Consider the following 12,178-nt stretch of genomic DNA (forward strand, 5'->3'; position numbering starts at 1 on the left):
TCCTAAGACAATGACAAAAGACCAAAAAGTTGTAGCGATACAAGAGATCAAAGATTTGCTTCAGGATGCTAAAGTAGTATATGTAGCTGATCTAGACGGTTTGAATGCTGCTAAATCTTCTGAATTCAGAAGACAGGCTTTCAAGCAAAATATCAAAGTGAAAGTGGTGAAAAATACACTTTTGCAAAAAGCAATGGAGCAGATTGATGGAGTAAATTTCTCTGAAATGTTCGAAACTTTCAAAGGTAACTCTGCATTAATGATTGCTGAAACGGCTAACGCTCCTGCAAAATTAATCAAAGACTTCAGAAAGAAAGATGAGAAGCCTGCATTAAAATCGGCTTTCGTACAGGAAACTTTCTACGTTGGTGACAATAACCTTGATACTTTAGTTAGCATCAAGTCTAGAGAAGAAATGATCGGTGAAATCATCGGATTGCTTCAGTCTCCAATTCAAAGAGTTGTTTCTGCTCTTCAAAACAAATCTGAAACTGCAGAAGCTTCAACTGAAGAAGCTGCACCTGCGGTAGAAGAAACTCCTGCTGCTGAGGCTCCGGAAGCTCCAGCTGCAGAAAGCACTGACGAAACGCCAGCTGCTGAATAATACACTCAAAAAATTAAATAAATAATCAACAAAAACATTACAACAATGTCAGATTTAAAAAATTTAGCTGAAACGCTAGTAAACTTAACTGTAAAAGACGTAAACGAATTAGCTACTATCCTTAAGGATGAGTACGGAATTGAGCCAGCTGCTGCTGCTGTAGTAGTTGCTGCAGGTGGTGCGGGTGAAGCTGCTGAAGAAAAAACAGAATTCGACGTAATTCTTAAGTCTGCAGGTGCATCTAAATTAGCTATCGTTAAATTGGTAAAAGATTTAACTGGTGCTGGTCTTAAAGAAGCTAAAGATATCGTAGATGGTGCTCCTGCTCCAATCAAAACTGGTATCTCTAAAGACGAAGCTGAAGCTCTTAAGAAGCAATTAGAAGAAGCTGGTGCTGAAGTAGAATTGAAATAATTCTATTATTCACATAAAAATAGAAGCCTGAGTCAAGCGACTCAGGCTTTTTTTATTAACTATGTTTGTCATTGTGAATAAGTTTTCGTAAATTTGCATTCTCTTTTGGCGCGAAATATTGTTTGTAAATCTATAAAATACTATTAATCAACTCTTTCATTATATGAAAGGGCTTTGTTGTATATAAAGGTTGCAGCTATTCTGCCTCAGAAGTAATAAAAATATTTTGCACTACACTGTGAAAAGATATACCAGTGTTGCAGTTAGAAAGAACCAAGACAACGTTAAAATAATCCAAGGTCCTTTGTGAGCGCCAAAACACTTTTGCCTTTTTCATTTTTACCTTGTTTCTTGCTCTTTTCTGATATTTTTTTAAATAACAAAATATTTTTTAACCCTTTCTTTAAAGTTTTATGAGTAAAACAACAGTAACAACTAAGGGAACGCCGAGAATTAATTTCTCATCAGCAAAAGGAAAAATTATTACTCCTGACTTTCTGGATATCCAGATTGAGTCTTTTAAAGAGTTTTTCCAGCTTGATACGCTTCCTGAAGACAGAACGAATGAAGGTCTTTACAAGACTTTCCAGGAAAATTTCCCGATTACCGATTCCAGAAACCAATTTGTATTGGAATTCCTGGATTATCTGGTAGATTCTCCACGTTATTCAATCGATGAGTGTGTGGAAAGAGGATTGACTTATTCAGTTCCTCTTAAAGCAAGACTTAAATTGTATTGTACAGACCCTGAGCACGAAGATTTCCAGACTGTGGTTCAGGATGTATATTTAGGCCCGGTTCCTTACATGACACCTAGCGGATCTTTCATCATTAACGGTGCTGAAAGAGTTATCGTTACGCAGTTACACCGTTCACCTGGTGTATTCTTCGGACAGACGTATCATGCCAACGGAACCAAATTATATTATTCAAGAATTATTCCTTTCAAAGGATCTTGGATGGAGTTTACAACCGATATCAACAGCGTAATGTACGCGTATATCGACCGTAAGAAAAAATTGCCATTAACAACTTTGTTAAGAGCAATCGGATATGAATCTGATAAGGATATCCTTCAGATCTTCGATCTTGCTGAAGAAGTGAAAGTTTCTAAAGCTGCCCTTAAAAAAGTAGAAGGAAGAACATTGGCTGCGAGAGTTTTGAACACTTGGTTCGAAGATTTCGTAGATGAAGATACAGGGGAAGTAGTTTCTATCGAAAGAAATGAAATCATTTTAGACAGAGAAACTATTCTTGAAAAAGAACATTTAGATCTTATTTTAGATGCTGGTGTGAAATCAATCCTGATTCACAAAGAAAACAGCAATGAGTTCTCTATTATCCAGAATACTTTACAGAAAGACCCTACCAACTCTGAAAAAGAAGCAGTAGAATACATCTATCGTCAGTTAAGAAATGCAGATCCGCCAGATGAGGAAACAGCAAGAGGAATTATTGAAAAATTGTTCTTCTCTGAACAAAGATATTCTCTTGGTGAAGTTGGACGTTACAGGCTAAATAAAAAATTAGGTCTTAACATTCCTACAACAACTGAGGTTCTTACCAAAGAAGATATCATTGCAATCGTAAGACACCTGATCGAATTGGTAAACTCTAAAGCTGAAGTTGACGATATCGACCACTTATCAAACAGAAGAATTAAAACTGTTGGTGAGCAATTGGCAGGACAATTTGGTGTAGGTCTTTCAAGAATCGCAAGAACAATCAAGGAAAGGATGAACGTTAGAGATAACGAAATCTTTACTCCGCTTGATCTTGTTAATGCTAAAACTTTAACATCAGTAATCAACTCATTCTTCGGTACCAACCAGCTTTCTCAGTTCATGGACCAAACCAACCCATTATCAGAAATCACGCACAAGCGTAGACTTTCTGCACTAGGACCTGGTGGTTTATCAAGAGAAAGAGCAGGTTTCGAGGTTCGTGACGTTCACCATACGCACTATGGAAGAATTTGCCCGATTGAAACTCCGGAAGGACCAAACATCGGTTTGATTTCATCTTTAGGAATTTATGCTAAAATCAACAGATTAGGTTTCATCGAAACTCCATATAGAAAAGTTGAAAACGGTAAAATTGAGCTTGCTGCTGATCCTATCTATCTGAATGCAGAAGATGAAGAAGATAAAGTAATTGCTCAGGCAAACGTTGAATTGAGTGATAATGGTGATTTCTTAACAGATAGAATTATTGCAAGATTGGATGGTGACTATCCGGTAGTTGAACCTGCTCAGGTAAACCTTATCGATGTAGCGCCAAACCAGATTTCCGGTATTTCAGCTTCATTGATTCCGTTCCTGGAGCATGATGATGCGAACCGTGCATTGATGGGATCCAACATGATGCGTCAGGCAGTTCCTTTATTGAAGCCACAGGCTCCGGTAGTTGGTACAGGGCTTGAACAACAGGTTGCAAGGGATTCAAGAATTTTAATTAATGCTGAAGGTACAGGTACTGTAGAGTATGTGGATGCTGACAGAATCGTTATTAAATATGAAAGAAGCGAAGACGAAGATTTAGTACAATTCGAGTCTGCTACTAAAACATATAACTTAACTAAGTTCAGAAAAACTAACCAGAGTACAACGATTACCCTAAGACCAAACGTAAGAGTAGGTGATGTAGTGGAAAAAGGACAGGTACTTTGCGACGGTTATGCTACTGAAAAAGGAGAATTGGCCCTTGGTAGAAACTTAGTGGTTGCGTTCATGCCTTGGAAAGGATACAATTTCGAGGATGCGATTGTAATCAACGAAAAAGTAGTTCGTGAAGACTGGTTTACTTCAATCCACGTGGATGAATATTCTCTTGAAGTTCGTGATACCAAATTAGGTATGGAAGAATTGACAGCAGATATTCCAAATGTTTCTGAAGAGGCGACTAAAGATCTTGACGAAAACGGTATGATCAGAATCGGTGCTGAAGTGAAGCCTGGAGATATCATGATCGGTAAGATCACTCCAAAAGGTGAATCTGATCCGACTCCTGAAGAAAAGCTTCTTAGAGCGATCTTTGGTGACAAAGCCGGTGATGTGAAAGATGCTTCATTGAAAGCTGACTCATCATTACGAGGTGTTGTGATCAACAAGAAATTGTTCTCAAGAAATATTAAAGATAAAAAGAAAAGAACTGAAGAAAAACTTAAACTTGAAGAAATTGAAAACACTTACAAGGCTAAGTTTGACGAATTGAGAAATACTTTAATTGAAAAATTAAATACGCTTGTAAGCGGTAAAACTTCTCAAGGGGTGAAAAATGATCTTGATGAAGAAATCATCGGTAAAGGTGTGAAGTTCACTCACAAATTATTGACTTCAGTAGAAGATTATGTAAACGTTAGCGGTTCAGACTGGACGGTTGATAATGATAAGAATGAATTAATCAAACAATTAATTCACAACTACAAAATCAAGTACAACGATATTCAAGGGGTTAAAAACCGTGAGAAATTTGCAATTTCTATCGGAGATGAATTACCTGCAGGTATCATGAAATTGGCTAAAGTTTACATCGCTAAGAAACGTAAGCTGAATGTAGGAGATAAAATGGCGGGACGTCACGGTAATAAAGGTATCGTTTCGAGAATTGTTCGTGAAGAAGATATGCCATTCCTGGAAGACGGAACACCGGTAGATATCGTATTGAATCCACTAGGGGTACCTTCCCGTATGAATATTGGTCAGATTTATGAAACAGTTCTTGGATGGGCTGGTCAGAAATTAGGATTGAAGTTTGCAACGCCGATCTTTGACGGAGCAACTCTTGATCAGATCACTGAATATACTGAGAAAGCGGGTCTTCCTAAATTCGGTCACACGTATCTTTATGATGGTGGTACCGGAGAAAGATTTACACAGGCAGCAACAGTAGGGGTAATCTATATGTTGAAACTTGGGCACATGGTTGATGACAAGATGCACGCACGTTCTATCGGTCCTTACTCATTGATTACTCAGCAGCCGTTAGGAGGTAAAGCTCAGTTCGGAGGTCAGAGATTCGGAGAGATGGAGGTTTGGGCTCTTGAAGCATTCGGAGCATCTAATATCCTGAGAGAAATCCTTACAGTGAAGTCGGATGACGTGATTGGTAGAGCGAAAACTTACGAAGCAATTGCAAAAGGTGAATCGATGCCTGAACCAGGTATTCCGGAATCATTCAACGTATTACTTCACGAGTTACAAGGTCTTGGATTAGACGTAAGACTAGAGGAATAATTTTAAATTTTAAATTATAAATGTTGAATGGTAACATTCATAAATTAATCTAAAATCTAAAATCTAAAATTTAAAATCTAACAAATGTCAAATAAAAATAAATCAAGTAGATTTAATAAAATAACCATCGGTTTAGCTTCGCCGGAATCGATTCTTCAGGAGTCGAGAGGGGAGGTGCTTAAGCCGGAAACTATTAACTACAGAACGCACAAGCCTGAAAGAGACGGGTTGTTCTGTGAAAAAATCTTCGGTCCTGTAAAGGATTACGAATGTGCTTGTGGTAAATACAAGAGAATTCGTTACAAAGGGATCGTTTGTGACCGTTGTGGGGTAGAAGTTACGGAGAAAAAAGTACGTAGAGAGAGAATCGGGCATATCAATTTGGTAGTTCCTATCGCTCACATCTGGTATTTCCGTTCTTTACCAAACAAAATCGGTTACCTTTTGGGAATTCCTTCCAAGAAATTGGATATGATCATCTACTACGAAAGATATGTAGTGATTCAGCAGGGTATTGCTAAAAAACTAGACGGTTCAGATTTCGATCACATGGAATTCTTGACAGAAGAAGAGTATCTTGATATTATGGAGACTCTTCCTATTGAGAACCAATATCTTGATGATTCAGATCCGAACAAATTCATCGCCAAAATGGGTGCTGAAGCGGTTGAAGAATTATTAAAAAGAATCGATCTTGATGCATTGTCTTTCGACTTGAGACACAAAGCTCACAATGAAGGTTCAAAACAAAGAAGAACTGAGGCTTTAAAAAGATTGAACGTTGTAGAAGCATTGAGAGGTGCCAATACAAGAATGATCAACAAGCCTGAGTGGATGATTATGCGTGTGCTTCCAGTTATTCCGCCGGAATTAAGACCATTGGTTCCGTTGGATGGTGGACGTTTCGCAACTTCCGATTTGAATGACCTTTACAGAAGAGTTATTATCAGAAACAACCGTTTGAAGAGATTATTGGAGATCAAAGCTCCTGAAGTAATCTTGAGAAACGAGAAGCGTATGCTTCAGGAATCTGTAGATTCATTATTCGATAATACAAGAAAATCTTCTGCTGTAAAATCTGAATCAAACAGACCATTGAAATCACTTTCAGATTCATTGAAAGGTAAGCAGGGTCGTTTCCGTCAGAACTTATTAGGGAAAAGGGTAGATTACTCTGCGCGTTCTGTAATTGTTGTAGGTCCGAACTTACAGCTTCACGAATGTGGTATTCCTAAAGATATGGCTGCGGAACTTTACAAACCGTTCATCATCAGAAAACTGATTGAAAGAGGAATTGTAAAAACAGTAAAATCTGCAAAGAGAATTATTGATAGAAAAGAACCGGTAGTATATGATATCCTTGAAAACGTGATGAAAGGTCACCCTGTTCTACTGAACAGAGCACCTACGCTTCACAGATTGGGTATTCAGGCTTTTCAACCTAAGATGATCGAAGGTAAGGCAATCCAGCTACATCCATTGGTAACAACAGCCTTCAACGCCGATTTCGATGGTGACCAGATGGCGGTACACTTACCGTTAGGCCCTGAAGCAATCCTTGAAGCTCAGTTGTTAATGTTAGGTTCTCAGAACATTTTGAACCCGGCAAACGGTTCTCCAATTACGGTACCTTCTCAGGACATGGTTCTTGGTCTTTATTTCATGACTAAAGAATTAAGTTCTACGGAAGATATGAAAGTGAAAGGAGAAGGTCTTGCATTCTACTCTCCGGAAGAAGCAGAAATCGCTTATGCTGAAGGAAGAGTATCTTTAAATGCTAAAGTAAGATGTAGACTTCCTGTTAAAGAAAACGGAGAAATCGTTATAAGACTGATCGAAACTTCTGTAGGTAGAATTTTATTCAACCAGATTGTACCTAAACAGGTAGGATATATTAATGAACTTCTTACTAAGAAATCATTAAGAAACGTTATCGGTAAGATCCTTGCTGATACAGATTTCCCTACAACTGTGAAGTTTTTGGATGCCATGAAAGACTTAGGATATTCAAACGCATTCAAAGGAGGTCTTTCTTTCTCATTAGGTGACATCGTAGTTCCTGTTGAGAAAAAGCAGATGATTGCACAATCTATCGAAACTGTAGATGAAATTAGAGCCAACTATAACATGGGTCTTATTACAGATACGGAACGTTATAACCAGGTAATCGACGTTTGGACAAACACCAACGCAGGATTAACTGAAATGATCATGAGCAGAATGAAAGTTGACCAAGGTGGATTCAATTCTGTATATATGATGCTTGACTCTGGGGCAAGGGGTTCTAAGGAACAGATCCGTCAGTTGTCAGGGATGAGAGGTTTGATGGCAAAACCGCAGAAAGCCGGATCTACCGGTGCGGAGATCATTGAAAACCCGATTCTTGCAAACTTTAAGGAAGGTCTTTCCATTCTAGAATACTTTATCTCTACCCACGGTGCCCGTAAAGGTCTTGCGGATACGGCTCTTAAGACTGCCGATGCAGGTTACTTAACGAGAAGATTAGTAGACGTTGCACAGGATGTTATCGTTACAGAAGCAGACTGTGGAACTTTAAGAGGTACAGAAGTTACTGCGCTTAAGAAAAATGACGAGATCGTTGAAAGAATCTCTGAAAGAATCTTAGGTAGAGTATCGCTTCATAATATTTACGATCCGGAAACTGATGAATTAATCGCTGAAGCAGATCAGGTGATCATTGAAGAAATAGCGAAGAGAATTGAGGAAGCAGGATTGGAATCAGTGGAAGTTCGTTCACCTTTAACTTGTGAAGCTAAGAAAGGAATCTGTGCAAAATGTTATGGTAGAAACCTGGCAACAGGTAAAACGATCCACATGGGCGAAGCGGTAGGTGTAATTGCAGCACAGTCCATCGGGGAACCGGGAACTCAGCTTACATTGAGGACTTTCCACCAGGGGGGTACTGCAGGGAACGTATCAGAAAACCCATCTATCGTTGCAAGAAGAGACGGTATCGTTGAAATGGATGAAGTAAGAACCATTACTTCTGAAGATGAAAACGGTAATACAGCGGAAGTTGTAGTTTCCCGTTCAACGGAATTCAGATTGGTTGCTGACAATGAGTCTAAAACACCATTAATGATTGCCAACGTACCTTACGGTTCCATATTATCAGTAAAACCTGGTGATAAAGTGAAGAAAGGTGATGTGATCTGTAGATGGGATCCGTATAACGCGGTTATCATTGCAGAAACTGCCGGTAAGGTAGAATACGAAGACATTATCCAGGGGATTTCATTCCAGTTGGAGATTGACGAACAGACAGGATTTGAAGAGAAAGTAATCTCCGAATCAAGAAATAAGAAAGCCGTACCTACTTTAAAAGTGGTAGATTCTAAAGGTGTTGAACAAAAAGCGTACAACTTACCGGTAGGAGCCCACTTAATGGTAAACGATGGTGAAAAAATTAAGGCTGGTAAAGTCTTAATCAAGATCCCGAGAAAATCTGCAAAAGCAGGGGATATCACCGGAGGTCTTCCGAGAGTTACCGAATTATTCGAAGCTAGAAACCCTTCAAACCCGGCGGTGGTTACAGAAATTGATGGGGTGGTTTCTTACGGAAAAATCAAAAGAGGTAACCGTGAATTGATCGTTGAAGCTAAAACTGGTGAGAGAAAAATTTATTTAGTTAAATTATCCAACCAGATTTTGGTACAGGAGAATGACTTCGTAAGAGCCGGTTCGCCGCTTTCTGACGGATCAATCACTCCGGACGATATCTTGAGAATCAAAGGTCCAACTGCGGTTCAGGAATATTTAGTAAATGAAATTCAGGAAGTTTACCGTCTTCAGGGGGTAAAAATCGACGACAAGCACTTCGAAATTATCGTAAGACAGATGATGACGAAAGTATCTATCGTTGACGGAGGTGATACTCAGTTCCTTGAAGGAGCTCTTGAGCATAAGTATGACTTCTTAGAAGAAAACAACAGAGTATTTGGCCTTAAAGTAGTTGTAGACGCAGGAGACTCTAAAGTATTCCTGCCGGGTCAGATGATTACAGCAAGAGAATTGAGAGATGAAAATTCTAAACTGAAGCGTGAAGATCAGGCTTTGGTTCAGGTAAGAGAAGCATTGCCAGCTACTGCAACTCCGGTATTACAGGGGATTACAAGAGCGGCTCTTCAGACTAAATCATTCATGTCTGCCGCATCATTCCAGGAAACAACTAAAGTTCTGAACGAAGCTGCAGTAGCAGGTAAGGTAGATGAACTGAACGGTCTTAAAGAAAACGTAATTGTAGGTCACAGAATTCCTGCAGGTACAGGTCTTAAAGAATATCAGAATGTGATCGTAGGTTCTAAAAAAGAATTCGAAGATCTTAACTAAAATTAATGATTCGGAAATTTGAGGTTTGAATTTATTTTTATATTTTCACAACCTCAAAATTTCGAATAAAAAAAATATTTTATAACAATGGACAACAATCAAAATCCACAAGACGGAAACATCAACATCGAATTAAACGAAATGGTAGCAGCTGGTATCTATGCTAATTTAGCTTTGGTAAACCATTCTCCATCTGAATTCGTAGTAGATTTCATCCAGTTAATGCCAGGTGTACAACAAGCTAAAGTAAGATCAAGAGTTATTCTTGCTCCACTTCACGCTAAGAGAGTACTTTCTGCTCTTCAGCAAAATATTGCTAACTACGAGCAGCAATTCGGAGAAATCAAAGAAGTTGAACCTTTCGTATTAGGAGGTAACAACGTAAACGCTTAAGATTTACTCATAATAAATACAATGCCCCATTTTTCGATGGGGTATTTTTTATGATAAATGATTATAGAAAACATATTTGTGATTAACTGAGTAATTAAAAGCTATAATAGGTGAAGAATTCTTATGAGTTTATAAATTGTGTTAATAGATTAAAAAAGTAACATATAGAAATGACATTTTTATATCTTTGCTTCCATATATGGTATAGGGTATGTTAAAAAATCAATTTATTATTAACAAATTTGGCTTTTTAGGTGAAGAATTTTTATCTCAATTAGATAAACATGCGGTTGTCACAGAGATTAAAGCAAAAACAGAAATTACTCGGGACGGACAGAAAAATAAATTTGTCCCTTTTTTGGTAAAAGGTTCAATCAGGGTTTTTACTTTAAACGACGGACGCGAGCTTATTTATTATTACATAAGAGCAAATGACAGCTGTCTGATGACTTTCTCTTCTATTTTCACAGATTACGTAAGCAGGGTATATGCTGTGGCTGAGGAAGATTCTGAGGTGATGCTGATTCCTGTATCGGTAGTTCACGAATGGCTCATTGCCTTTCCGGAGATCAACAGGGTTTTTTATCACGAGTATGATAAAAGATTTTCAGATGTGATGAGTATGGTAAATGATGCTGTATTTCATAGGCTTGATAAGAGAGTTCTGAATTATATCAGACAACAGATTTCACTTACAGGGAACAATCCGATCAAGCTCACGCATCGCGAAATTGCCAGCAATCTGGGAACTTCAAGAGAAGTAATAAGCCGTGTTTTGAAAAAAGTGGAGAATGAAGGAGAGATTATTCAGACCAGAGAAGGCATACAAATGCTTGTAGATAAAAATGTTATACAAGACTAACTAATTCTATCTAATTCATTTAACAATCCGATTGATAAAAACTATCCGGCTGGTGACTTTTATCACACGTTTTTGATACCATAAGTTTCTAAGTTTGTCATACTAAATTTTAATATAAGCTGTATGACAAAAACTGTGTTATTGTTGTCATTATTGATTTCGGGCTTAGCTTTCGCTCAGGAAGACTTGCTGAAAGATATTGACACCATTCAGACAAAAAACACCGACACTTCTCAACCTGCCTTTAAGGCATTGCAGATTGTCACCGGGCAATCTACAAAACTGGCGGCAAAGAATGAATGGTACATTGTTGTAGCACACCGTTTCGGAGATGTAAGTAAAGGATTTAAAGACTTTTTCGGACTGGATGATGCTTCTACCAAATTGGGAGCCATTTATGGGGCTACAGACTGGCTTTCATTCAACCTGTCAAGAGAAACCAATCAAAAGACTTTTGAAGGAGGAGCCAAATACAGATTACTCAAGCAAAGCGAAAACTTTCCTGTTGATGTTGTAGGGTATAATGTTCTTGCGGTAAACACAGATCTTAAAAAAGACAATTATCCGCATCTTCAGTTTGGAGACAGGCTTTCTTACCTTACACAGGCTTTGATTTCAAGGAGATTTAATGATGATTTTTCCTTGCAACTTACGCCGTCTTATGTTCACAAAAATCTTTATGACCCGAATATAGAAGACAAGAACCAGTTTCTGGCAGGTCTTGGAGGGAGATATAAAATTTCAAAAAGAATATCCATTAATGCAGAGTATTTTGTGAACTTTGATAATCACAGCTTTTACAAAAATCCTTTGTCATTAGGAATGGATATTGAGACAGGGGGCCACGTTTTCCAGCTGTTGTTTACGAATTCCCAAATCAATTCGGATATCGGGTATCTTACAAATGCCACCGGAAAGTGGGAAAAAGGACAGATTTTCTTCGGGTTTAATCTTTACAGAGTTTTTTAAAATGAAAAAGTTTATATATATCATTTCATCGGCGGTTCTTATGGTTGCTTGTGAAAGCAGAACTTATGAAGAGATCTCAGACACAACACCTGTTGCAGAAACAGTAACCTATAATAAGGATGTAAAAGCCATCATTGATGCCAATTGTGTGAGCTGCCATTCTCCGGGAGCGCAGGCTCTTACCAATTATACTCAGGTTAAAAATAATATCGACAATATTATCGACAGGATTACCAGACCAAACGGAGATCCGTTGAAAATGCCGCAGGGAGGCAGTCTTTCACCCGCACAAATCAATATAATCACCAAATGGAAAGCCGACGGGCTTACCGAAAACTAAAAAGTATTCTT

The 12,178-nt window shown here is 38.2% G+C and carries 8 protein-coding genes; all 8 read left to right on the forward strand.

Features of this window, described 5'->3' with window-relative positions; translation table 11 throughout:
- Positions 1–10: 10 nt before the first annotated feature.
- Entirely contained in the window at positions 11–604 is a 594-nt protein-coding gene (rplJ, locus tag ACWNCI_RS17185; protein ID WP_042721316.1) for a 50S ribosomal protein L10, read from the forward strand.
- 45 nt (positions 605–649) lie between these two features.
- Positions 650–1,018: a 50S ribosomal protein L7/L12 gene (gene rplL / locus ACWNCI_RS17190; protein ID WP_042721315.1), complete on the forward strand. Its 369-nt coding sequence runs from the start codon at positions 650–652 to the stop codon at positions 1,016–1,018.
- Between the two features lie 413 nt (positions 1,019–1,431).
- On the forward strand, positions 1,432–5,253 hold the full coding sequence (gene rpoB, locus ACWNCI_RS17195; protein WP_449389218.1) for a DNA-directed RNA polymerase subunit beta: 3,822 nt from the start codon (positions 1,432–1,434) through the stop codon (positions 5,251–5,253).
- Positions 5,254–5,337: 84 nt separating this feature from the next.
- Positions 5,338–9,603 (forward strand): DNA-directed RNA polymerase subunit beta', encoded by a 4,266-nt coding sequence (gene rpoC, locus ACWNCI_RS17200; protein ID WP_449389219.1) that lies wholly within the window; start codon positions 5,338–5,340, stop codon positions 9,601–9,603.
- A gap of 87 nt (positions 9,604–9,690) precedes the next feature.
- Positions 9,691–9,996 (forward strand): DUF3467 domain-containing protein, encoded by a 306-nt coding sequence (locus tag ACWNCI_RS17205; RefSeq protein WP_029295596.1) that lies wholly within the window; start codon positions 9,691–9,693, stop codon positions 9,994–9,996.
- A gap of 211 nt (positions 9,997–10,207) precedes the next feature.
- Positions 10,208–10,858, forward strand: a complete 651-nt coding sequence (locus ACWNCI_RS17210) for a Crp/Fnr family transcriptional regulator (protein WP_346983213.1) — start codon at positions 10,208–10,210, stop codon at positions 10,856–10,858.
- Positions 10,859–10,981: 123 nt separating this feature from the next.
- Entirely contained in the window at positions 10,982–11,827 is an 846-nt protein-coding gene (locus ACWNCI_RS17215; protein ID WP_449389220.1) for a DUF5777 family beta-barrel protein, read from the forward strand.
- Position 11,828: 1 nt separating this feature from the next.
- The gene (locus tag ACWNCI_RS17220) at positions 11,829–12,167 is read left to right on the forward strand and encodes a c-type cytochrome (RefSeq protein ID WP_346983211.1); all 339 of its coding nucleotides are present in this window, start codon (positions 11,829–11,831) and stop codon (positions 12,165–12,167) included.
- Positions 12,168–12,178 lie beyond the last annotated feature (11 nt).

It is taken from the genome of Chryseobacterium lineare, assembly GCF_977014045.1.

What these genes read in the sequence shown, in the direction of transcription:
- rplJ (WP_042721316.1), top strand. Translation starts at nt 11, where the DNA reads ATGACAAAAGACCAAAAAGTTGTAGCGATACAAGAGATCAAAGATTTG.
- rplL (WP_042721315.1), top strand. Translation starts at nt 650, where the DNA reads ATGTCAGATTTAAAAAATTTAGCTGAAACGCTAGTAAACTTAACTGTA.
- rpoB (WP_449389218.1), top strand. Translation starts at nt 1,432, where the DNA reads ATGAGTAAAACAACAGTAACAACTAAGGGAACGCCGAGAATTAATTTC.
- rpoC (WP_449389219.1), top strand. Translation starts at nt 5,338, where the DNA reads ATGTCAAATAAAAATAAATCAAGTAGATTTAATAAAATAACCATCGGT.
- ACWNCI_RS17205 (WP_029295596.1), top strand. Translation starts at nt 9,691, where the DNA reads ATGGACAACAATCAAAATCCACAAGACGGAAACATCAACATCGAATTA.
- ACWNCI_RS17210 (WP_346983213.1), top strand. Translation starts at nt 10,208, where the DNA reads ATGTTAAAAAATCAATTTATTATTAACAAATTTGGCTTTTTAGGTGAA.
- ACWNCI_RS17215 (WP_449389220.1), top strand. Translation starts at nt 10,982, where the DNA reads ATGACAAAAACTGTGTTATTGTTGTCATTATTGATTTCGGGCTTAGCT.
- ACWNCI_RS17220 (WP_346983211.1), top strand. Translation starts at nt 11,829, where the DNA reads ATGAAAAAGTTTATATATATCATTTCATCGGCGGTTCTTATGGTTGCT.